A 23446-nucleotide genomic window follows, 5' to 3' on the forward strand; every position below is an offset into this window, starting at 1 on the left:
TACTGTGTTCGGTTTATTTCTGGTAGAGAGATAATAGCTAATTCACTAGAAATTACCATACACTTTCTAAGAAAGTCTGACCGACAATAATAATCAAAGTGAAAGTTTAAGCGTTATGTTAAAAGCTATTGCTAAACGCTCGATTCTGTAGTTCAAAACTTTGCGGCGTGAACACCAGCACTGAGCCTTGCGTATACCAATCGCCAAGTACGATACGGGTTTTAGTGCAATTGTTAGCATTAAATGTATGGATGTCTGGGCGGTGAGTATGGCCGTGGATCATCAGATCGACATTGTTTCGTTCCATCACATCTTCGACTTCTTGCTGTGTCACATCCATGATGTCGAGAGACTTGGTCTGCTTGTCATCTTTGATATCTGATTGAACCTTTGAAACAATTTTCTTCTTGATGAAAAATGGAATTCGGTTGAAGACCCATTGTAACCATGGCTGATGCACTTTTTCGCGAAAGGCGAGGTACTTTACATCTTCAGTACATAGAGTGTCTCCATGCAATACTACCGCTTTTTGCCCGTAGATATCGATCGTAGAAACTTCGTCGAGAAGTTGTACGCCCGTTTGCTTAGCAAATTTTTTGCCGACTAAGAAGTCGCGGTTCCCTTGAGTAAAGTAACAAGGCACGCCTGTTTTCACTAAGTCGATAAACGCTTGGCGGATAGAAGTCGCGAATTCACTCTTATCATCGTCACCAATCCAGAATTCGAAAAGGTCACCTAATACGTAAAGTGCATCCGCTTCTACGGCTTCTTTCTTCATAAAGGTTAAGAAGCAGTCTGTGATGTCTTCTCGTGACGGAGAAAGGTGCAGATCTGATATAAAATATGTTTTCATAGGTCTAAAAAAAGGGAGCGATTCGCTCCCTATATCCTGATTTTATCGGCTCATCAATACTAACCGAAAGCGATGAATTAAGCTTCGATTGTAGTACCAGTGATGATCACTTCTTCTAGAGGTACATCTTGGTGCATACCCATAGAACCAGTGCTAACACCTTTAATCTTGTTTACGATGTCCATGCCTTCAACAACTTCTGCGAATACACAGTAGCCCCAACCGTCTAGGCTTTCGCTACGGAAGTTTAGGAAAGAGTTGTCGTTAACGTTGATGAAGAACTGAGAGCTGGCTGAATGCGGTTCCATAGTACGAGCCATTGCTAGCGTACCAACTTTGTTCGCTAGACCGTTGTTTGCTTCGTTCTTGATCGTTGCACGAGTTGCCTTTTCTTTAAGGCCAGAAGTCATGCCGCCGCCTTGAATCATGAAACCATCGATAACACGGTGGAATAGTGTGTTGTCGTAGAAACCGTCACGGCAATACTGTAGAAAGTTTGCGCTTGTTTCTGGTGCTTTTTCTTCGTTAAGTTGAACTTTGATATCACCAAAATTTGTGTGAAGGATGATCATGATTGTTACCTTACTGTCTTTTTAATATGAAGTTCGAATTCTAGCGCATGTTGGCAGACTTTCAAATCACCAAATCATTAACTTAACTCGGATGTTTGAGGTAATACCAATCGTAGTAAATAACTGGCCATCCTAGCTTGTTAAAACACTTGATAACGTCGTTAGAAATTTTGAATGTAGAATAACTACTTATCGAAACTTTTTGTCGAAAAGAGCTTCCTTGTTCTCAAGCATTTTTTCTGCGCTATTTATGACCATCTACTTACCGTGATTGGTATAATTCCTGCTTTTAGGGATTACCTATTAAGGTATGACTTGTTATACTGCGAGCTTATTTTGATTAATCCATAAAATAGATAGAGATCATGCTGAAGATATATAACACGCTCACAAGACAGAAAGAGGAATTCAAACCAATTACAGCTGGCAAAGTCGGTATGTATGTCTGTGGGGTAACCATATACGATCTCTGTCATATTGGTCATGGCCGTACGTTCGTTTCATTTGACGTGGTAACTCGTTACCTGCGTTACCTTGGTTACGATTTGAATTTCGTTCGTAATATCACTGATATCGATGACAAAATCATCAAGCGCGCTAATGAAAACGGCGAGTCTTGTGACTCTCTGACTGAGCGTCTGATCGGTGAAATGCACGCGGACTTCGATGCATTGAACATGAAACGCCCAGATGTCGAGCCTCGTGCGACTGAATTCATCACAGAGATCATTGAGTTAGTAGAAAAGCTAATTCAACGTGGCTTTGCTTACGTTGCAAGCAACGGTGACGTGATGTTCGAAGTTAAGAAGTTTGACGAATACGGTAAGCTTTCTAAGCAAGATCTTGAGCAGCTTCAAGCGGGTGCTCGTGTTGACATCGATTCTGCAAAACGTAGCCCGTTAGACTTTGTTCTTTGGAAGATGTCTAAGCCTGGTGAGCCGACGTGGGAATCGCCATGGGGGCCGGGTCGTCCAGGTTGGCACATCGAATGTTCAGCAATGAACTCGTCTATTCTTGGTAACCACTTCGATATCCACGGTGGTGGTTCAGATCTGCAGTTCCCTCACCACGAAAACGAAATCGCACAGTCTTGCTGCGCGCACGGCACTCAGTATGTAAATACTTGGATGCACAGTGGTATGGTGATGGTAGACAAAGAGAAGATGTCTAAATCACTGGGTAACTTCTTCACTATCCGTGACGTGCTAGCACATTACGATGCTGAAACGGTACGTTACTTCCTAATGTCTGGTCACTACCGTAGCCAGCTAAACTACAGCGAAGATAACCTAAACCAAGCTCGCGCATCACTAGAGCGTCTATACACGTCACTTCGTGGCCTAGACCTTACAGCCGCTCCTGCCGGTGGCGAAGAGTACGTGACTCGATTCTCTACAGCGATGAACGATGATTTCAACACACCTGAAGCTTATTCAGTACTGTTTGAAATGGCTCGTGAAATCAACCGTATCAAGCCTGAAAGCATTGAAAAAGCAAGCGGACTGGGTGCATTGATGCGTGAACTAGCAGACATCATCGGTATTCTTCACCAAGAGCCAGAAGCCTTCCTACAAGGTGATGCGGCAGGTAACGACGACGAAGTGGCTGAAATCGAAGCGTTGATCAAACTGCGTAACGACTCTCGTGCTTCAAAGGATTGGGCAAATGCCGACCTTGCACGTGATAAGCTAAACGAGTTGGGTATTGTTCTGGAAGATGGCCCAGAAGGTACGACTTGGCGTCGTAAGTAAATCTTATAAAAAGGGCTGATTTTCAGCCCTTTTTTCTAGCACGAATTCTCTATTTTCACCTTTTCTATCTTCAACTTTTAATTAACAGGAATATTTCTGTGGCTCAGATGTATTTTTATTACTCGGCAATGAATGCGGGTAAATCAACAACGCTTCTTCAATCTTCATTCAACTACCAAGAACGTGGCATGACGCCAGTGATCTTTACGGCAGCTTTGGACGATCGCTATGGTATCGGTAAAGTGAGCTCACGAATTGGTCTGCAATCTGAAGCTCAGCTGTTTAAAAATGACACCAACATGTTTGATGCGATCAAAAAGCTCAATGAGGAAGAAAAGCGTCATTGTGTTTTGATCGATGAGTGCCAATTTTTATCGAAGGAGCAGGTGTACCAATTAACAGAAGTGGTTGATAAGCTGCACATCCCTGTACTTTGTTACGGCCTACGTACCGATTTCCTGGGTGAACTGTTTGAAGGTAGCCGTTACTTACTGTCTTGGGCAGATAAACTTGTTGAGCTTAAAACAATTTGTCACTGTGGCCGTAAAGCGAACATGGTAATTCGTACCGACGAGCACGGTGTGGCGATTGCTGAGGGCGACCAAGTGGCTATTGGCGGTAACGACAAATACGTTTCTGTTTGCCGTCTGCACTACAAAGAAGCGTTAGGTAAATAAGCAGCTCTATTTGCTAACGCGAAAGAACGAAAAACGGTGACCAAGTGTCACCGTTTTTGTTTATTGGGCCTGTGTTTTGCTTTCTTCCAAGCCGAGCTTTTGTTTTATTTCCTGCCGAGCTTTTACTTTGTTCAAAGTCTAACTTTTGCTTATTCGAAACCGAGCTTCTTCAATGCTTGATAGGCGTGGTCAACGTCGTCGGGGATCGGCATCTCAATCTGAAAGCCTTTCTCTGGGTAGGATTTGATTCGCTCGTAATCAGCAATTAATGCGCCTAACACCATATCTAACGGCAACTCTTCGTTAAAGTAATCATCCCAAGTTTGCCATCGCGACGTCACGGTAATCTCGGAAGTTTCGTCAGGCCATTGTTTACTGAAGGTTGCGTAGGTACGTTTCTCCATGAAGGGCTTCTGAACTAAGGTTAGCCTCTTCGGCGATAACCCTTTTTCTGTCAGCAACTTATGAGTGAATCGTACATTTTCCCCAGTATTTGTTGCGTGTTTCTCTATGATAATGTCAGAGTCAGGCACGCCACAATCCCGTGCGATAGAAGCGAATGTTTCTGCTTCTGAGCGTTCAAAGCTTCTTTCGGTAAAGCGCCCCACACCGCCAGAAAAAACGATGTAAGGCGCGATCTGTTGGTGATAAAGCTCGGCTGCATATTCAGCTACGCGAGTATCGTTGCTACACAATACAAAGATACAGTCGGAAGGCGTAACCTTGTGACCCATCGACATAAAGTTCCAAAGGGTGTCGACTGAGCGATGCAGTTTTATGTTGGGATTTTTGTTAGCAATAGATTGTTCAGTCATGAAGTGCGTCCAGTGTGGATTCGAATTTAAATGAATAACCTAAGTCGAGAATCTTCTTCGAAGAGATTAACTTGTCTGGGGTATCAACAACAGCGGGCAGAGGCTCACTGCTGTTGGCGCTTTTCAGTGCCGCGGCATAAAACTCCGCCTTACTGACTGTATTTGGTGTGGTCACGTTAACTATTTCATTGTGCAGTTGACTGATAGCGAAATCGACAGCACCAATTGCATCATCAAGGTGCAGCATGTTGGCTGGAGCTTGAGTGCTGACTTGTTTTAACTTGCTTGCGAAGCGTGATGGGTGACGGCTTGGGCCGATTAAGCCACTAAAGCGAAGAATGGTGTAGTCGATACCGGAATCAATCACTGACTGTTCAGCTTGCAGCATGATTCGTGCGTTATCGGAAAATAAAGACGCGTGCTCGTTATCTGAGGTCGAAAGGGGGAGTGATGCATCCAGCTCGTTCAGCACACCCGGCTTAGTTGGGTATACCGTAGTTGAACTAACCATAATGAGCTTTTTAATGTTGGCCTTTTGGCATGCATTGGTGAGTTGCTGCCAGTAGTCGGCATACTCTTGTCCTGCTCCTTTTCTAAAGCCAGGAGGGAAGCTGCCAATCACAATTTCAGTGTTGTTTTCGAGTAACAATGAATAGAGTCGCCCGATAGTTTGTTGTGGATCGGATGAATCAAAGCTAAACACTTCACATGGAATTTGTTCGCTACCAATGGCATCTGCTCCCGCTTGGGTCGTTTTCGTGACCACTACTCGGTTACCATGTTTTTCTAAATGTTCAGATAAAGGTACACCTACCCATCCTGCACCGACAATAAATATAGAAGCCATGTGTTCCTCACAACTGCAAATGACGAATTTACAATAAGCCTAACAAAGCTTTGCCCAAAAATGAAAAAACTCCACGGCCGAAGCAAGTGGAGTTTTTACTAGAACAATGGAGCTTTAGTTTAGTACGCGAAGAAGCTTGTCTGCGCGCTCTGCCATCTCGATACCTTCATCTGTTAGGTAACCGCCGTCTGGCTGAGTACAAAGGTTTTTTTCGAATAGGCGCTTAACAGCGTCTTGAGTTTCTTGAGCTGCCTCTTGATGGACTTTAATTCCAGTAGCTGCACTACTTACATCAAATTGAAGAAGGAGGTTTAAATCAGCAATATGTTCAGCGTTGTACTTCATAATTGACCTATATATTCATAACGTTCTCTACCTTCACCTTAGTGCGCATTCTCGGCTCAGGCAATAGCAAATAAAGAGAATTGATAAGTGATACCAAATTGATTGATTAATCATCGAGTGATGAGTTTATTTTGGTTATATTGGGTGATTTGCACCCACTTAAATCATCAGTGATGTTTATTGCTAAGTGGTTGTAATATATTGTGACTAGAAATAATTTGCATTGAGCGAATATTGTATAAAAAGGATATGCATAAGTGAGAGCGAACAAAGTAGCATTAACGATCAGTATGCTATTTGCTATCTCAGGTTGTCAAAGTACACCCTCAGAGCAGACAGACGCGAACCAAACCACAAACAACAATAATGAATCGACAATAGAGGTCCGTTCATTTCAGTCTGTCCAAAGCGTTTACTCCGAATGGGAAGTTAAGCTTGAAGACCATGCTCAATTGTCTCTCTATGCACCAGAGAATTACAATGAACTATTAGACGCATGGGATGATGCTGAAAGCATTTATGCGGACTTACTTAAAGACGAAACTCGGATAACCAAGAGTTACTCCATTTTTTCGAGCCTAACTTACGCTGAAGCCTTCGATGAAAAAATCGCTTTGATCAAATCAAACTATGACTCGATCTTAGTGTTAAAGAAGAAGGCTGATCGAGTACTCGCGGATTCGATTGTCCAAATGGATTACCTGAAGTTTCTTGGCGCAGATACCATGTTTACCTCGAGCTACAAACGTTTGTATTCAGAATACAGCGAGTTGTTTGAGTATGTTCTGGTCGATGAGCTTGAAGACGCTCAAGAAGCGCAGGTGGAATTTCTTAACAATGCTCGCTTACTAGAAGTTAAAGTGGCACATAAGAAATACATCGAACCTTTGAAGAACGAATTAGAGTTCTTGGAAGATGAAGATTTCGATGACGTTGCTCCACTGACGTTTGCTAAAGCAGCATCTCAAATTGCTTTGGCAGAAAGCCAAGTCAAAGCCAGTCCCCGTGAAAAGTCGATCATTGAAGATGCGGTACACGCTGCGGAGTTTGAGTTGAACCACGTGCGCAGTGTCGCTCATGAAGTAAAAGTGCTCGCGAGTGTAAAAGGCGACAAGTTCGAACAATCGGTTTTGAATGCAGAGAATCAGTTGCTGAGCATTTCACAAGTGGTTAATGATGAAGATCACCGTGATGTTGTATTGCGCCTTCAGTCTCAAAAAATTGTAGCGAGTGTTAAAGCGCTGAAAGGCTCAGACATGACGGCGTCATTAAAGTCAGAGATTAAAACTTTGACTGAACGACTCGCTAAGTTAGAAAGTGAGAATCAGAAACAAACACAGAAATTGGTTGAAGCGACCAAGCACAGTGAGTTGCTCGGTGAGCAGATTACCAAGAGTGATGCTCACATTAAAAGCTTAGAAGAGTTAGTGGATAGTTTGAAAAGCTTAGGTGGCAAAGTGGCCAACGAAAGTGACTCTGATGTGATGTCCCCAGCTGTTGAATCTACTCTAGAGGATTCAACCCTAGAACAATCATCAGAAGAAGTGATTGAACCTTCGGTTTAGCATCACTAATTTCTTTATTTGTGATTGAGTTAAAAGCGCCTTAGGGCGCTTTTTTACGTTCTGTTGATCTATGTCAAAATCTAGAAATAAAAGCGCTCTGTGAGCCATTTTAGTGTACGTTATTCTTTTATTTTTAACGTAACTTGTTGATATTTATAGATGTGTTATTTTCTATGCTGATAACTAATCATTCAGCATAGTTTTCTTTTTACTACTAAAGTCGTATGAATTTTGAATAACTTGGGCTATTTCCTTTCCACAAGGTTGTGGGAGGTATTTTGAGTCCCAAATAGCTCTTGAATTCAGAAATGAAAGAGAGGATTATCGCGCTCCCGACAACATGTTTCAAAATGTAAATCATCATGAATCTAAACCAATTTGACTCATTATTACCGCCACAAATGGCTGAGCGCGCTGCAGATATTGGCGTAGGTAAAGCAACCAAAGATCCAACCAAATCTTTTCTCCTAGCGATTTCAGCTGGCATACATATCGGTATTGCGTTTGTGTTCTACACAATTGTAACCACTGGCGCTGGTGATTTACCTTGGGGTATTACTCGCGTCCTAGGTGGCCTTGCATTTAGCTTGGGCCTAATCCTCGTTGTTGTTACTGGCGGTGAACTATTTACCAGTTCGGTGCTCACTCTTGTTGCTCGTGCAAGTGGCAAGATTAGCTGGGGAACCCTAGTAAAGAACTGGGCGACCGTTTATATCGGTAACCTTATTGGTGCTTTATTGCTAGTGGCATGCATGCTTCTGACTAAACAGTACATGTTCGACCGTGGGCAAGTGGGTTTGAATGCCATGGCCATCTCTCAGCACAAAATGCACCATGGTTTTATCCAAGCTATCGCGCTTGGCATCATGTGTAACGTATTGGTTTGTATCGCGGTATGGATGACGTTTAGTGGACGAACACTGACTGACAAAATTGCAGTACTGATTTTACCTGTCGCGATGTTTGTATCATCGGGCTTTGAGCACTGTATTGCGAATATGTTCCAAGTTCCTTTAGCTATCGGTATCAAAACATTTGCTCCAACTGAATTCTGGACAATGACAGGGGCTAATCCAGCAGACTATGTTGACCTAAACATGATGGACTTTCTGATGAACAACTTGCTGCCCGTTACTATCGGTAACATCATCGGCGGCGGTATCTTTGTTGGCATGTGGTATTGGTTGATTTATTTACGCGATTAATAAAGATGGCGGATCAACAAAGCTTGTGTGACTAGCTCAGTGACAAGATTAGTTAAAGCTCAGAGTGGAAACATTGAACTGACTTATGACATTTACAAGACGGCCTGCATTGCAGGCCGTTTTTTATTTGTGGAAAACTTACTCGTTGAATTCTTAAATTATCATTTGAACGCTTAACAACGCAGTTCTGCACGTGTGTATATGTCTTTGAAATCACCCAAGGATCAATGGCAATGATCTTTGCGCGAGCCGAAATGGACAAAAAAGGATCTATATTGATTTGGTTATCCACAATTTCTGTGGATAACCTGTATCAAATTCAGTGAGTAACCAGATCTAAGATGAGTCGGGAGGTTATTTTGAAGGCTGTATTTGAGCGAGAACTCGCCCTTCTTTGGTCAGAGAAGTCTTTAACGATAGGTGAAGTGCAAGCGCTAAGGAGCAGCTCATCATCACGAAAATAGCCAACATGATCATCAGTTGATACTTAATCGCGATCATTGGTGAAGCACCCCCTAAGATTTGTCCTGTCATCATTCCTGGTAGCGTTACCAAGCCTGTGGTTGCCATTGAGGCCATAATAGGAGACATCGCTTTCTGTATAGCATTACGCACAAAAGGCGCTGCAGCATAGGAAGGAGAGGCACCTAAAGCGATAGCCGCTTCGTACTCTGATTTCTGCGTTTCAAAAGCACCGAACAAGTTCTGCAATGCCACGATGTTACTGCTTAAGCTATTACCCAATAACATCCCTGCGATCGGGATAAGGTACTGAGCGTTAAAAACCGGTGTTGGTTTAATGATAAATAAGCAGATGAACAAGACAATGGGTACACAGGTTACCGCTAGGCTCACAGCGACAGGCACTAACAAGAGGTTTCGGGGTAACTTGGACTTTTCAACAATCGAGCTTGCCCCAACGATAATCATCGTAAATAACCACAGTAAATTGACCCACAAGCTATTCAAAGTGAACAGGTATTCTAGGTAGAGGCCAACCAGAAATAGCTGAACAGTCATGCGAATGATGCTGATAGAAGCCTCTTTTCCAAGGCCAAGTTTTAGCTTGTGGTTGATTACAATTGGTAGCAAGAGAAGTGAACTGAAAAACAATAATTGCCACCAAGATATATCAATAACGTCTTGCATAATGCTTCCTTTTAATAAGGCTTCTATCATATCTGAAAGTGCCAAATGATGCATTTCAGAGTCATACCTGTCGAACTCAAAAAAGGCTCAATTATTTAACATTCAAAGTACAAAATAATGGTTATTTGAGGGTTTTTTGGCTACTACTTAGTAGGTAAAACGTTAAAATTGGTTACAATACGGTTGCGTAAATGTTGGAATTTAACATTTGTGAAATATACTTAATTCTTCACATTTGTTAATACTTTTTAATAACTTTGTTTAACTAAAAACAACTTTGGATGAGCTCAAAAAAGTATTGATTAGCAAGGGTTATAACGGGAGATTTGATTGAACCCTACTTTGAGTATGGTCTAAAATTTGTCGTTAGATACTTAAGAACTTTAGCCCCATAGAATGGGTTACTCGAAATTACTAAATACAAAATAGGCAAAATGTATGAGTGATGTTAATAAAATTGAAACTAGCGAAAAACATTCGCTGGAGTGGAAGTCTTTCCTCTTCATCGCGGTGGTTCTCTTCCCAATATTAAGTGTGGCTTTTGTAGGCGGTTACGGCTTCCTAGTTTGGGCACTGCAAGTGTTTGTATTCGGACCTCCTGGTGCTCACGGCGGCATGTAATGCCCTCTAAGTAACAACATTTTTTAAAATCAATATTTAAGAGAGCTAAACATGAAATCATTTTTAGTTAAATTATGGCGCACAATGACTCGCCCAGCAGTACACATCAGTCTTGGTGTACTAACTATGGGTGGCTTTATCGCGGGTGTTATTTTCTGGGGCGGTTTTAACACAGCTCTAGAGCACACAAATACAGAAGAATTCTGTGTAAGCTGTCACACCATGCGTGACAACGTATACGTAGAACTACAAGAAACGGTTCACTGGAAAAACACTTCTGGTGTACGTGCTACTTGTCCTGACTGTCACGTTCCACATGAATGGACAGCAAAAATCGCTCGTAAGATGCAAGCTTCTAAAGAAGTATTCGCTCAAGTATTTGGTGACCTAGATACGCCTGAGAAATTCGAAGCTCGTCGTATCGAACTGGCTAAACACGAATGGGATCGCTTCTCTTCGAACAAATCTCTAGAGTGTAAAAACTGCCACAACTACGATTCAATGGATTTCGAAAACATGCGCCCAACAGCGCGTATCCAGATGAAGAACGCGGCAGAGCGTGATCAAAGCTGTGTTGACTGTCACAAAGGTATTGCTCACAACCTTCCATTAGATATGGCATCAGCGAGCGGTATTGTTGGCGAGCTAGAAAATGTAGCAAGCAGCACATCTTACGCAAATGGTTCAGACGTAATCTCTATTCGTCACCTACCAATGTATACGGATGAGACAGCAACAGTTGAAGCGGGTCTATTAAGCCCTGCAAGTAAAGTTGCAGTGATCGACGAAAAAGGCGACATGATTAAGATTCAAATCGACGGTTGGCGTAAAGCGAAAGGCTTCGGACGTGTAATCCAAGAAGACTTCGGTATGAACATCTCGACTGCAATCTTGACGAAAGAAGTATCTCAAAGTGACGTAATCACTGTTGGTGAGAAGAAAGAAGATGAGCTAACTGGTCTTCCTTGGGAAGAAGTTAACCTAGCACTTTGGATGAAGAAAGAGTCTATGGTTGATAACTTCGATCCAATCTGGAACGCAGCTGGTCAAGCGTACCAATCTAACTGTTCAACGTGTCACTCACAGCCAGATGAAGCTCACTTCAGCGCTAACGGTTGGGTAGGCATGCTAGATGGTATGATTGCGTTCGTTAACTTCGATACAGATACAGAAGCACTTGTTCTTAAGTATCTACAGAAGCACTCATCAGATTTTTCTGAAGGCCATCACTAATAAGACGTCAATTGGAGTAACACAATGGCAATTACAAGAAGAAGTTTTCTGAAAGGTGTCGCTACTACAAGTGCGGCATCGGTTATCGGTCCAAGCTTATTGGCGTCGGCATCAGCGTCTGCTGCAGAAACAGACGGCGCGTGGAAAGTCTCTGGTTCTCACTGGGGTGCATTCCGAGCTCGTGTTTATGCGGGTAAAGTACAAGAAATTAAACCTCTAGAAATCGATCAACACCCAACTGAGATGTTGAAAGGTATTAAAGGTATTATCTACAGCCCATCACGTGTGCGTTACCCAATGGTTCGCCTAGATTGGTTGAAGAAGCATAAATACAGCGCAGATACGCGTGGTAACAACCGCTTTATTCGTGTGACTTGGGATGAGGCACTAGACCTTGTTTACCGTGAACTAGAGCGCGTACAGAAAGATTACGGTCCATGGGCGCTTCACACCGGTCAAACTGGTTGGAGACAAACTGGTCAGTTCCACAGCTGTACTAACCACATGCAACGTGCAATGGCACTTCACGGTTACTCTGTGAAGAAAATCGGTGACTACTCAACAGGTGCTGGTCAAACGATCATGCCTTACGTGCTAGGTTCTACTGAAGTTTACGCACAAGGTACATCTTGGGAACTTATCCTAGAAAACAGTGACAACATTGTTCTTTGGGGTAACGATCCAGTTAAAAACCTTCAAGTAGGTTGGACATGTGAGACTCACGAGTCGTTCGCATACCTAGAACAGCTGAAAGAAAAAGTTGCTAAGAAAGAGATCAACGTTGTTTCTGTTGACCCTGTTAAAAACAAAACAGGTCGTTACCTAGAAAACGAGCAAATGTACATCAACCCACAAACTGATGTGGCGTTCATGCTTGGTGTTGCTCACGTTCTTTACAACGAAGGCCTATACGACAAGAAGTTCATCGAAACTTACTGTCTAGGTTTTGAAGATTTCATCAAGTACGTTCAAGGTGAAACGAAAGACAGAGTTGAGAAGACGCCAGAATGGGCTTCTGCTATCTGTGGCGCAAGCGCGGACTCTATTCGTGACTTCGCTAAGATGCTGGTTAACGGTCGTACACAGATTCTTGTTGGTTGGAGTATCCAACGTCAAGAGCACGGTGAACAGCCTTACTGGATGTGTGCAGTTATCGCAGCAATGGTTGGCCAAATTGGTCTACCGGGCGGTGGTATCTCTTACGGTCACCACTACTCTGGTATCGGTGTATCTTCAACTGGCTTCGCTGCTCCGGGTTCTTTCCCGCTGAACATCGACCAAGGTCAATCGCCTAAGCACACTAACACTGATTACAACGGTTACAGCCGCGTAATCCCTGTTGCTCGTTGGGTAGATAGCCTGTTAGAGCCAGGTAAGAAGATCAAAGCAAACGGCGCAACAGTGACACTGCCTGACATCAAGATGATGGTATTCAGTGGTAACAACCCGTGGCACCACCACCAAGATCGCAACAAGATGCGTAAAGCATTCAAGAGCCTACAAACTGTAGTGGCTGTTGATTTCGCTTGGACTGCAACTTGTCGTCACTCTGATATTGTTCTTCCAGCTTGTACTCAGTGGGAACGTAACGATATCGATGGTTACGGCGCGTACTCTGGCCGTGGTTTGATCGCAATGCACAAGCTAGTGGATCCTCTGTTCCAGTCTAAGACTGACTTCGAGATCATGTCTAGCCTAACTAAGCGTTGGGGTCGTTACGACGATTACACGCGTGGTATGGACGAAATGCAGTGGGTTAAATCTCTGTACGACGAATGTCGCGCATCAAACGAAGGTAGCTTCGAAATGCCTGAGTTTGCTGAGTTCTGGGAGAAAGGTTTCCTAGACTTCGGCAAAGGTAAGCCATGGACTCGTCACGCTTCATTCCGTGAAGATCCAGAGATCAACGCACTAGGCACGCCTTCTGGTTTCATCGAAATCACAAGCCGTACTGTTGGCAACATGGGTTACGAGCACTGTCAAGAACACCCAATGTGGTTCGAGAAATCTGAACGTTCACACGGTGGTCCAGGCTCTGACAAGCACCCGTACTGGCTACAATCTTGTCACCCAGACAAGCGTCTTCACTCTCAGATGTGTGAATCTGAAGAGTGGCGTGCGACTTACGCGGTACAAGGCCGTGAGCCAATCTACATCAACCCAGTAGATGCTAAGAAGAAAGGCATCAAAGATGGCGATGTAGTACGTGTGTTTAACGACCGTGGTCAACTACTAGCAGGTGCTGTTCTAATGGATAGCTACGCTCCTGGTGTTGTTCGTATCGAAGAAGGTGCTTGGTACGGTCCGATCAACGAGAAAGTGGGCGCGCTAGATACATACGGCGATCCAAACACACTGACTCAAGATATCGGTACGTCTGAACTTGCTCAAGCAACGTCAGCAAACACATGTTTGGTTGATTTCGAGAAGTTCCAAGGCAAACTGCCTCCAGTAACTTCATTCGGTGGTCCAATCGAAGTTTCTTAAGTCTTGTCTTAAGAACCAAGATTAAAGCTTGAATTAAAGCCCCTGTAAGCACTCTTACAGGGGCTTTTTGTATTTTTGATATCAGTGTTGGTGTTTCTAAATAAGCATTATACAGGGCTAATAGAGGGCGTTTTTGAGACAGGCTGTAACGCGCTGTTTGAGAGAGGTGGTAGAAGCAGTGAAGCAGGAAGGGAATGTAAAAAGAACCTGTGGAAAGACTTAAGCAGACGGAAACAAAAAGGCCGATACAAAGTACCGACCTTACAGAAGCCTATGTAGTTAACTCTGATCAAGTTAGATCTCAAACATAAACCAATAGCCATAAGCACAGATTAAAGCGGGCACACTTGAATACAAGGTTGCGACCAGTGCTGCTTTCGGTGCCATCGCAATCGCAGGGAATAGAGCATCTCCATCATTTGAAATTGCGTTACCTACCTGAGCCGAAAGTGGCAGGGCGCCTGAAAGGTATAAGCTAGTGACCAATAATTGCGGTCCACAGCCCGGTAGCAAACCCATCAACACGCCAGCCAGGGGGAGCATGATGCCCCAGCTTGAGAATAGCGTCGCAAAATCAACATTTGCTATCACAGAGCCAAATTCGAAGAAAAGAAAAGCAACCACCACCCACGCTGTCACGAAGTTAGTATCTTGAGCCGTTTTTTGCAGTGGATGAGAGCCTACACATTTCTCGTCTTCACTTACGGCTGATTTGTAATCTTCAATTTCACGGGTGAGACCCCATAGAAACATCGAGCTAATCAATAAAATTGTTCCCGCCCATTCCATCGACATTTCAGGCAACGCGAGTAACTCGTTTACATCGACTTGAAAAGAGCCAAGTAGAGCTACTGCAGCGCCGGGAATAATCAGCACTGACCATAGGTAACCTTGCAGGTTGATCGCCTTTTTAGAGACGGATTCTTTGTCTTGGGATTGAGATGAGCAACTGTGAACGGCTTCATTTTTCTGTGCTTTTTTTGGGCGTAAGAAGTCGTCTGCGTGAAACAAGTTAATGATTCGGCCTGACGCAGTACCCACAATCACGCCCATCGCCATCATGGCTAAACCTGTCTTAGGCTCGCTCGCTATGAGCAGGAACGCCGCGTCACCCATGGTTGAGACGAGCACCGCAACTACCGCACCAAATCCGAGTTTTCCCGAGATAAATTGTGTGGTTACCACTATCGCACCGCCACAGCCGGGCAACGCGCCCATGAGAGCCGCGAATACCACTTGGTTTGAACGAGATTGATGGACGAGCTTATTGAAGACGTTATCTTTGTTTATGTACAGACTTAACCAGTGGTAAATAGCCAAGGTTAAAGCAACATAACAAGACACTGCCCAAAACGCGTCTGACAAAGTAGTCACCGTCAGCTCTCGTGTAGCTGGGGCTGCAACCAAAGCTGCAAGTGAGACAGGCAAAAGCAGGCGCTTAAATGACAGTGAAAACTGAGTTGTTTTCGCAGCACTACTGCTTGGCAAAAAAGAGATTAGTCGATCCATAGGTGTTACTCAAAATTAGTGGCTTAAGATAAATATATACGAATGATAATAATTATCAATTGCATTTGTTGTTTTTTTATCTATTGTTACTATTGGCTAAACCCACGAAACATGACCAATCTAAAAAAATGAGGTAAAGTATGGCTAATAAAGAGAGGCTCTAAAGGTAGAGTCATAATTGTTAGTGTAATAGGAAGAAACATGATTTTAGTTGTTGGTCACAAAAACCCTGATAGTGACAGTATTTGTAGTGCGTTAGTTGCAACTGAGCTTCTTAAGGCTCGTGGCGAGGAAGCGACACCAATTCGCCAAGGCGAGATCAACCGCGAAACTCAACACATTCTAGAAGTCGCTGGTGCTGAAAAGCCAGAGCTTCGTACTTCTGTTGCTGGTGAGAAAATCTGGCTAGTAGACTACTCAGATCTAGCACAAGCACCAGATGATGTTGCTGATGCAGAGATCGTAGGTATTGTTGATCACCACCGTCTAGGCGACGTGATGACAGTAAACCCAATGGAAGCTTGGATCTGGCCTGTTGGTTGTACAAACACTGTACTTTTCAACATGTTCAAGATTGAAGGTCACGCAATCTCTCAACAAATCGCTAAACTAATGATGTCTGCAATTCTTTCAGACACAGTTGGTTTTGCTTCTCCAACATGTACTCAAAAAGACAAAGACGCGGTTGCTGAGCTTGCTGAAATTGCTGGCGTAACTGACGTTGATGCATTCATCAAAGCGCTTCTAATCGCAAAAACAAACATCGAAGGCCTATCTGCTGCACAGCTAGTAGAAAAAGACCTTAAAGGCTACCCATTCAACGGTCGTGATGTTGTTGTTGGTCAAGTTGAACTTGCGACTCTTGAGCAAGTAGACGGCATGATCGAAGCGCTAGAAGCTGATCTTGAAGAGCGTTGTGAGAAAGACGGTCTAGCGTTCGCTGCGGTAATGCTAACAGATATCACTACTGCTCAAACTCGTCTTCTATACAAAGGTGAGTGGGCTGAGAAATTGGTTAAGCACGAGAAAGGCGGCGTATTAATGATGGAAAATACACTAAGCCGTAAGAAGCAAGGCTGGCCTTGGCTACAAGGTGAGCTTGTTTAATCAAGTCGCTTAATATTAAACGCCTGCTTATTTAGCAGGCGTTTTTCTTTGAAGTAGACTTTCTTCTTCATCGATAATGTTTGAAGTTAACAACACTCGGCATAAAATAGCTTTAAGAGCAAAGTTACTGACTAAAGTAGGAAATTAAGATGACTACACAGCTAGACGATAAAAAAATCGCTGAAATCAACAAGTATACGGGCGAGCAACGCCTGAAATACTGTGTGAAAGAAATCGTAGCAAACCGTGAAGTATGGATCTTAACCGATGAACACGGTTGTGTAATGCTGAACACAGAAGATGAAGATTGTGTTCCAGTATGGCCAAACCAAGAGTTCGCAGAATCATGGGCAACGGGTGATTGGTCTGAGTGTAAAGCTGAGTCTATTTCGTTGAACAAATGGCACAGTCGCTGGACGAACGGTCTAGAAGACGACGAACTTGCTGTTGTAGTATTCCCGAACGAGCAAGAAGAAGGCGTTATCTTGTTCCCGGATGAGTTCGACTTCGAATTGAAAAAGCAGGCAGCTAAGCGCTAGTTCTTTCGTAATACAGTAACATCGTCAGTCAGCGTTGCCTTTCTTAGGCAGCGCTATCATTCAATTATCCCATCTAAGTTACTTCCAACGTATATTCGTCAATACCCAATCAACTGATACAAAGGCGCTTGCTGTGCGGCTTTAGAAGCTTGCTGAAGCACACCTGTTTTGCTGTATCTCTTGAGTATCTTTCGAACGATAGGTTTTACTTCAGATTTTGTCATTCCAGCTTTCAATTCTGGTTCATACAGCAATTGCAGTAGCACTACGTCTAACGGCGATAATAAGTCTTCTGGCGTGTGGTCGTTGAAAATAGAAGGGTAGGCTTTATCTGAATCATTCGGCAGGCCTAGAACTTGTGTGATCTCTTCCACGATACAGGCGACCAGCTTACCTCGCGATCTTGCCTGATCAACCGGGATTACAATCCCAGCGTATACAATCTCGCCTTTAGAATTGGTTCTATGGCCCGCCGTGCAGATGGCGCTATTTAAATGTTGAGTTGATTTGAGCTTGAGCACCGATTTCGCCTCAGATACCCACTGGCTCTGCCTTGTGTATATCCATTTAACGTTCGCTTCGGACTCTTTACTGACGATTGTTATTGGATGTTGGGTGACTTCAGATAAGTGTTTGATATGAAGCTCTGTGATCTCTTGATGCAGTTCCTCATCGCCCACTCGATGATCGATCCAAATCTTGATCGGTTGTTTCCACTTGGCGAGCGGTTTGTTGCCTTGGGAGTATTCGTGTTGAAGCGCGACGGTATAAAAGGCAGTTTCGACGAAGCTTCTATCTAGCCATGTGAGCGGTGTGCTTGTCGCGTTAAAGGACAACAGCACCAACAAGAGGGGAAGCATTGAAGCTGTTCGATACATACTTTTCCCCTCTGCTAAATGTAGCGTGATTCCAGGTTAGTGGTTCGGCGCTTTGGAGAAATGGCTCTCAACCAATCTTTGGGTGATTTGGTGAGTTGGATTGGTTAGCACTTGATCTGTTTCCCCACTCTCAACCACATTGCCTTCATGCATGACAATAATCTTGTCGGTAATGTGCTTAACAATACCGAGGTGTTGAGATACATAAACGAACGATACGCCCATCTCTTCTTGTAACTCTAAGAACAGATTGATGATTTGCGAGCGCATTGCCATGTCCAAACCATTTAAAGCTTCATCAGCAACAATGATGGATGGCTGAAGTATTAAGGCACGAGCCAAACAAACCCTTTGTTTCTGGCCTGCAGCAAGCATCTGAGGGTAGAAATACGCATGTTCCGGTAGAAGGCCTACGCGCAGTAGTGTGTCTTTCACACGACGCATACGAGCTTCTGGAGGCATGTTGGTGTTTCGCTTTAATGGACCTTCAAGAATTCGACCGATCTGAATACGCGGGTTAAGTGACGTATTCGGATCTTGGAAGATCATTCGAATCAGCTTACAACGAGTCGAGTAGTCTTTGTGCTCTAGCTTTTCGCCATTCACGCGGATCTCGCCTGCGGTTGGCTCCACCATGCCTGCGAGCATTCTGGCTAATGTTGATTTGCCAGAACCATTCTGGCCGATAAAACCAATTGTCTGGCCTGCTTCAAGAGAAAAGCTAACTGGCTTCACCGCCTGATGAATCTTTTTACGGAAAAGACCAGAGCGAGTCGTAAAGTCTTTAGACAAATCACTGACTTCTAATAATGCACTCATGATTTCTTTTTCTTCTCCATATTCAGAGGGAAGTGACAGTTGAACTTATGGTTCTTGATACGTTTCGTATGTGGGATCTCGACACACTGCCTTTGTGCGTATGGGCAGCGAGGCCCTAATCGACAACCAATAGGAAGATGTTGCAGCGGTGGAATTGACCCCGGCAAAGACTGGAGCTTCTCCTTGTGGGGAATCCAGTCGTTAAAGTCTGGCATCGCTTTTAACAAAGCAACGGTGTACGGGTGCTTTGGTGCATCCAACAGCTTCGGTGTATCAGCGGATTCTACCGATTGACCACAGTACATCACGGTAATGCGAGTCGCCCATTGGGTAATGGTGGTTAAGTCATGGCCGATCAACACGATGGTGGTGTTATTGATCTGGTTCATACGACTCAAAAGACGCAATATTTGAGACTGTGTAATTGGGTCTAAATCGTTGGTTGGCTCGTCAGCAATCAAGACTTTTGGCTTGGCAGCGATCGCCATTGCGATCATGACTTTTTGACACTCACCATCTGTCAGCTCATAAGAGTAACTGTCCATTAGGCGAGAGTGGTCTTTGATGCCGACTTTGTGTAGTAATGCGATCGCTTGCTTCTTACGCCACTTAAATCGTTGCCACCAACGACCTTCAAACGAATGGGAAGGGATCGCTTCAACGAGCTGATTACCTACTTTTTCAGAAGGGTCAAGACACGTTGATGGCTCTTGGAAGATCATTGCGATATCGCGGGCGATCACTCGGCGTCTTTCTTTCGGCGTCAGTTGCAGTAGGTCGATATTACCTAAGCGCATTCGGTCTGCAGAAACCTTCCAGTTTTCTTTACATACTCCGACGATCGCTTTTGCAACCAAACTCTTACCTGAGCCTGATTCACCTACTAAGCCACGAATTTCCCCTTCATTGAGGGTAATACTCATTCGATCTACGGCTTTAACCATCCCTTGAGGGGTCTCAATCTCGATGGTTAGATGTCGAATATCAAGTAACGGCATTATTCGATTCCTGCATTTAGCGCTTGGCGAACACCTTCACCGACGAGGTTAATCACGATAACTGTAAACATAATAGCTAAGCCGGGTAGGGTAACTGTCCATGGCGCAAGGTAAATCAACTCGACCGAATCACCCAAGATGGAGCCCCATTCGGTACTCGGTGCTTGAGCGCCAAGCCCTAGGAAACCTAAAGCCGTGATATCAAGAATTGCGACTGACAGTGCCAGCGTAACTTCAAGAGCGATCACGGTAAGGATGTTCGGAAGGATTGAGTTCCATAGCAGGTAAAAATCGTTCGCACCATCAAGGCGAGAAGCCAGAATATAGTCTTTTTCTACTTCAGCATGCACGGCAATGTACACCGAGCGTATAAAGCGCGGGATCAGTGCCAAGCACAAGGCGAGCAAGATATTAAACTCCCCAAAGCCAAGGAATGCCACGAAGATAATCGCCAGCAGAAGAGATGGAATCGACATAACAGTATCAAGCAGGTGGTTTAGCGTGCTTGATAGTAAACCGCGCGTCATACCAGCAAGTACGCCAATCAGACAACCAATGACGGCTGCGATAAAGGTAATCACCACCGCGGCGCCGAAGGTTAACTGAGAGCCAATTATTAGGCGAGAGAGAATATCTCTGCCTAAGTCATCCGTACCCAAAAAGTATTCTACCGTTCCCGCAGGATCCCAAGAGGGCGGCGTTAATAGGTGACCGGTTTGTTCTTGTGCATCATGCGGGGCTAGCCACGGTGAAGTGACGGTGACCAGAATGATAAGCACCAAACACCACAAGCCAAACATAGCTAGATTATTGCTGCGGAAGCTGCGCCAGAAACGTTCGAACTGGGTTGGAATCTGTTCTTCTTGGTAGACGTTATTTGTTAGCATACCATTCCTTCCTTACCAGTGGATTGATCATCGCGCCCAGTAAATCGGACAGAATATTAGCGGTCAAAACTAAGGTAGCCACCACAATTACACCAGCTTGAATTGAAACGTAATCTTGATTCGATAAGGCATCCAATAACCAGCGGCCAATGCCCGGCCAGTTAAAGATAGACTCGGTAACAATAGCAAGCGTTAACATACTCGATAGCTGAACACCGACCTTAGGAATAATCGGAGGTATCGCGTTTCTTAGCACGTGCTGCGTGATGATCTCTCTAGTGGAAAGACCTTTAATTCGCGCAGCGCGGATGTAGTTTTGCGTCATTACTTCAGCCACTGACGCTCTCATCAATCGGATGACCTGAGTCGTTGGCGCCAGTGCTAAAACAAGACAAGGCAACGCCATGTGCTCGATAACACTTTGTAGTGCGTGCGCACGGTAGCGACCCTCGGCAAAAAAGGCGTCAATCATCGCGAATCCAGTCACGTGTTCAATCTCGTAAAGTAGGTCGTATCGGCCACCAACTGGGAACATTTCAAAGTGCAGTGAAAACACCATGATCATCAGCAACGCGACCCAAAATATAGGCGCAGAGTAACCGGCCATTGAGGTGAACGATATGGTGGTATCAACAAATTTACCTTGTCTCATACCAGCAATGGTGCCGAAAGGGATACCGATGATGAGTGCCAACACAAAGGCAAAGAAGCACAGCTCTAGCGTTGCAGGGAACACCAGGACCAACTCATCGATGATAGGCACACCGTGTTTGCTTAGGCCAAAGTTTAGCGTCGATAATTCAGTGATATAGCTAATCCAACCGGGCCAAAAATCTTGAATTGCCCAAGGTGAGGTTTGGTCTAATCGAAGCAGGGAAAAACCTACCAAGGTCAGAATTCCTAGCGTAATAACGAATAAGTTTACACGTCTTAATGTATACCAAAACATTACTGCACCTCTCTTCTGACTTGATCAAAAGGTTGGGCATTGAAAGGACTTGCTTTAAAGCCTGTTAGCGAACGATCGTGCACGCGAAATTGCACGCCATGAGCTAAAGGAATCACAGGAACTTCTTCATTGAGAATGTTTTGGGCTTGTCGGTACAAGTTCACACGGTGCCTTTGTTGATTGATCTCTAATGCTAAGTCGAGAAGGAAATCAAAGTCTGAATTACACCACATCGAGACGTTTAACCCTGCACGCTCAGAGCTGCATGAGAGCAGCGGACGTAAGAAGTTGTCCGGGTCACCGGTATTGCCTATCCAGCCTGTAAGCAACAAGTCTGTTGAGGAAATAGAGGACAACTGTGTGCGGTCAAATCGGTCGTCGGTATAGAGTTTCAATTCAATACCAATATCGGCTAAGTTTGCTTGGATAAGTTCTGCCGTTTTTCTTGGACTTGGATTGTATGCGCGTGGCTCTAGTGGTACCCACATTGAAAGCTCTAACCCAGGTTCAACGCCAGCTTCTTTGAGAAGCGCAACCGCATAGTTTCGGTCGTAGCGAACTTGAACGCTGTCTTTTTGGTGAGCCCAAGAAGTCGGAGGAAGCAAGGTGTAGGCTTTGGTTCCTGTACCGTAATACACAGAATCAAGAATGTTCTGACGATTGATGGCTAAGTTGAGCGCTTTACGAACTCGAGAGTCACGCAGTGCAGGGTGCTCAGTATTCAGCGCGATGAAAGAGACATTAACCGCCGGAGTAGCAGAAATCTTCAACTCTTCATGAGCCTGAATAATAGGGATTTGGCTAGAAATTGGTGAGTTGAGCACGTCACACTCACTACGCAGAAGCTTGGCAAGTGTGCCTGTTCCACGTTGCGAAGTATCGAACACAACTTGGTCCATTTGTACTTCACCTTTCCAGTAGTGCTTGTTCTTTTTCAAGCGCACTAGGTCGTTGACTTGGTATTCATCTAAGTAGAAAGGGCCAGTGCCGACTGGATTGGAATCGATTCGATTTTTCTCATCCGCTGCAATGAGCTGATTGGCATACTCCTTAGAGTGAATGACTGCATAGCTGGTGGCGATATTGTTGAGAAACGAATTGTCTGGGCGACTTAATTGGAATTTCACCGTTAGGTCATCAACTGCGGTGATATCGACGATCAGGTTTTTGAAGTCGATTCCGGCAAACCATGGGTATAGGCCGCCACCCACATAATGAAATGGGTTTGAACTATCAATGACACGTTCAAAGCTAAACACCACATCTTGTGCATTCATGCTACGAGTTGGGGTGAACCAGTCTGTGGTTTGGAACGCAACATTTGGGCGCAGTTTGAACGTGTACTCTGTACCTGATTTATCAACAGACCAACTTGTCGCCAAGTTCTGTTTTGGTCGGTACGTCATCGGATCAAGAGTGAGCAGTGTATCGAAAATTTGAGGACTCAGCGATTCTGCGGTAATGCCACTATCAACCAGCTGTGGGTTGAAGGTACTAGGATTACCTTGGCCGCAATAAATGAAGCCTTTTTCACGGATTTGCTCGTGATTCACACTCTCACCACATCCAGCGAGAAAGCTCAGCGTACAGATGCTCAGTGATAGTCTTATTAGTGCTTTCATAAAAAGAAATACTTTTCG

22 protein-coding genes are annotated in these 23446 nt (G+C 44.3%); 9 read left to right on the forward strand and 13 right to left on the reverse strand.

Translation table 11 applies throughout. The features are described from left to right. Positions 1 to 118: 118 nt before the first annotated feature. Together lpxH and AB6E51_RS01135 are read right to left on the reverse strand one after the other, a co-directional pair. A complete protein-coding gene (gene lpxH / locus AB6E51_RS01130; protein ID WP_017060274.1) occupies positions 119 to 853 on the reverse strand; it encodes a UDP-2,3-diacylglucosamine diphosphatase in 735 nt (244 codons plus the stop codon). A gap of 77 nt (positions 854 to 930) precedes the next feature. Further along, complete coding sequence (locus tag AB6E51_RS01135) at positions 931 to 1425, reverse strand: peptidylprolyl isomerase (RefSeq protein ID WP_017060275.1); 495 nt, start codon at positions 1423 to 1425, stop codon at positions 931 to 933. 365 nt (positions 1426 to 1790) lie between these two features. Between AB6E51_RS01135 and cysS the strand changes: the two genes are divergently transcribed. Together cysS and AB6E51_RS01145 are read left to right on the forward strand one after the other, a co-directional pair. Then, complete coding sequence (gene cysS, locus AB6E51_RS01140) at positions 1791 to 3176, forward strand: cysteine--tRNA ligase (RefSeq protein WP_372058803.1); 1386 nt, start codon at positions 1791 to 1793, stop codon at positions 3174 to 3176. 98 nt (positions 3177 to 3274) lie between these two features. Then, positions 3275 to 3853: a thymidine kinase gene (locus AB6E51_RS01145; protein ID WP_017060277.1), complete on the forward strand. Its 579-nt coding sequence runs from the start codon at positions 3275 to 3277 to the stop codon at positions 3851 to 3853. Positions 3854 to 4002: 149 nt separating this feature from the next. Here AB6E51_RS01145 and AB6E51_RS01150 read toward each other — a convergent pair whose 3' ends face one another. From AB6E51_RS01150 to AB6E51_RS01160, 3 genes are all read right to left on the reverse strand, one after another. Continuing rightward, on the reverse strand, positions 4003 to 4668 hold the full coding sequence (locus tag AB6E51_RS01150) for a YdcF family protein (protein WP_372058804.1): 666 nt from the start codon (positions 4666 to 4668) through the stop codon (positions 4003 to 4005). Continuing rightward, complete coding sequence (locus tag AB6E51_RS01155; protein ID WP_371724993.1) at positions 4661 to 5515, reverse strand: NAD(P)H-binding protein; 855 nt, start codon at positions 5513 to 5515, stop codon at positions 4661 to 4663. The genes AB6E51_RS01150 and AB6E51_RS01155 overlap by 8 nt, the downstream gene beginning before the upstream one ends. 114 nt (positions 5516 to 5629) lie before the next feature. Then, positions 5630 to 5860 (reverse strand): TIGR02647 family protein, encoded by a 231-nt coding sequence (locus tag AB6E51_RS01160; protein WP_017060280.1) that lies wholly within the window; start codon positions 5858 to 5860, stop codon positions 5630 to 5632. A 257-nt stretch (positions 5861 to 6117) separates the two neighbouring features. Here AB6E51_RS01160 and AB6E51_RS01165 point away from each other — a divergent pair, with 257 nt between their 5' ends. Then, complete coding sequence (locus AB6E51_RS01165; protein WP_102332943.1) at positions 6118 to 7425, forward strand: ATPase; 1308 nt, start codon at positions 6118 to 6120, stop codon at positions 7423 to 7425. A 362-nt stretch (positions 7426 to 7787) separates the two neighbouring features. Next, positions 7788 to 8630: a formate transporter FocA gene (gene focA / locus AB6E51_RS01170; protein WP_372058806.1), complete on the forward strand. Its 843-nt coding sequence runs from the start codon at positions 7788 to 7790 to the stop codon at positions 8628 to 8630. A gap of 354 nt (positions 8631 to 8984) precedes the next feature. On the opposite strand, the gene AB6E51_RS01175 is transcribed toward focA, so the two are convergent. Then, positions 8985 to 9779: an ABC transporter permease gene (locus AB6E51_RS01175; protein ID WP_004734590.1), complete on the reverse strand. Its 795-nt coding sequence runs from the start codon at positions 9777 to 9779 to the stop codon at positions 8985 to 8987. Between the two features lie 438 nt (positions 9780 to 10217). On the opposite strand from AB6E51_RS01175, the gene torE reads away from it, so the two are divergent. Genes torE through torA form a run of 3 tightly spaced genes read left to right on the forward strand, consistent with a single transcriptional unit; the run spans position 10218 to position 14120 of the window. After that, the gene (torE, locus tag AB6E51_RS01180; protein WP_017060298.1) at positions 10218 to 10400 is read left to right on the forward strand and encodes a trimethylamine N-oxide reductase system protein TorE; all 183 of its coding nucleotides are present in this window, start codon (positions 10218 to 10220) and stop codon (positions 10398 to 10400) included. A gap of 51 nt (positions 10401 to 10451) precedes the next feature. After that, on the forward strand, positions 10452 to 11633 hold the full coding sequence (gene torC, locus AB6E51_RS01185; RefSeq protein WP_004734592.1) for a pentaheme c-type cytochrome TorC: 1182 nt from the start codon (positions 10452 to 10454) through the stop codon (positions 11631 to 11633). A 24-nt stretch (positions 11634 to 11657) separates the two neighbouring features. Then, on the forward strand, positions 11658 to 14120 hold the full coding sequence (gene torA / locus AB6E51_RS01190; RefSeq protein ID WP_065675739.1) for a trimethylamine-N-oxide reductase TorA: 2463 nt from the start codon (positions 11658 to 11660) through the stop codon (positions 14118 to 14120). A gap of 294 nt (positions 14121 to 14414) precedes the next feature. Here the strand turns inward: torA and AB6E51_RS01195 are convergent, their stop codons facing one another. Beyond that, positions 14415 to 15629 carry a putative manganese transporter gene (locus AB6E51_RS01195; RefSeq protein WP_372058808.1) on the reverse strand — a complete coding sequence of 405 codons (1215 nt, stop codon included), beginning with the start codon at positions 15627 to 15629 and terminating at the stop codon, positions 14415 to 14417. Positions 15630 to 15830: 201 nt separating this feature from the next. Between AB6E51_RS01195 and AB6E51_RS01200 the strand changes: the two genes are divergently transcribed. Then, on the forward strand, positions 15831 to 16736 hold the full coding sequence (locus AB6E51_RS01200) for a manganese-dependent inorganic pyrophosphatase (RefSeq protein WP_017065328.1): 906 nt from the start codon (positions 15831 to 15833) through the stop codon (positions 16734 to 16736). A gap of 149 nt (positions 16737 to 16885) precedes the next feature. Next, positions 16886 to 17275, forward strand: a complete 390-nt coding sequence (locus tag AB6E51_RS01205; RefSeq protein WP_004734596.1) for a DUF2750 domain-containing protein — start codon at positions 16886 to 16888, stop codon at positions 17273 to 17275. Between the two features lie 98 nt (positions 17276 to 17373). Here the strand turns inward: AB6E51_RS01205 and AB6E51_RS01210 are convergent, their stop codons facing one another. The 6 genes from AB6E51_RS01210 to sapA are packed head-to-tail and all read right to left on the reverse strand — an operon-like array spanning position 17374 to position 23428. Continuing rightward, positions 17374 to 18153, reverse strand: coding sequence for a DUF2927 domain-containing protein (locus AB6E51_RS01210; protein WP_372058810.1), 780 nt, complete (start codon positions 18151 to 18153; stop codon positions 17374 to 17376). Between the two features lie 36 nt (positions 18154 to 18189). Further along, positions 18190 to 18972, reverse strand: a complete 783-nt coding sequence (locus tag AB6E51_RS01215) for an ATP-binding cassette domain-containing protein (RefSeq protein ID WP_017060304.1) — start codon at positions 18970 to 18972, stop codon at positions 18190 to 18192. Beyond that, positions 18969 to 19970 carry an oligopeptide/dipeptide ABC transporter ATP-binding protein gene (locus AB6E51_RS01220; RefSeq protein ID WP_017060305.1) on the reverse strand — a complete coding sequence of 334 codons (1002 nt, stop codon included), beginning with the start codon at positions 19968 to 19970 and terminating at the stop codon, positions 18969 to 18971. Before AB6E51_RS01220 ends, AB6E51_RS01215 begins: the two co-directional genes overlap by 4 nt. Further along, positions 19970 to 20857 (reverse strand): putrescine export ABC transporter permease SapC, encoded by an 888-nt coding sequence (sapC, locus tag AB6E51_RS01225; protein ID WP_017065331.1) that lies wholly within the window; start codon positions 20855 to 20857, stop codon positions 19970 to 19972. Before sapC ends, AB6E51_RS01220 begins: the two co-directional genes overlap by 1 nt. Then, positions 20844 to 21806, reverse strand: coding sequence for an ABC transporter permease subunit (locus tag AB6E51_RS01230; protein ID WP_017060307.1), 963 nt, complete (start codon positions 21804 to 21806; stop codon positions 20844 to 20846). The genes sapC and AB6E51_RS01230 overlap by 14 nt, the downstream gene beginning before the upstream one ends. Beyond that, entirely contained in the window at positions 21806 to 23428 is a 1623-nt protein-coding gene (gene sapA, locus AB6E51_RS01235) for an ABC transporter substrate-binding protein SapA (RefSeq protein WP_108185272.1), read from the reverse strand. Before sapA ends, AB6E51_RS01230 begins: the two co-directional genes overlap by 1 nt. Positions 23429 to 23446 lie beyond the last annotated feature (18 nt).

Source organism: Vibrio sp. 10N.247.311.47, from assembly GCF_041467535.1.
Lineage (GTDB): Bacteria > Pseudomonadota > Gammaproteobacteria > Enterobacterales > Vibrionaceae > Vibrio > Vibrio crassostreae_C.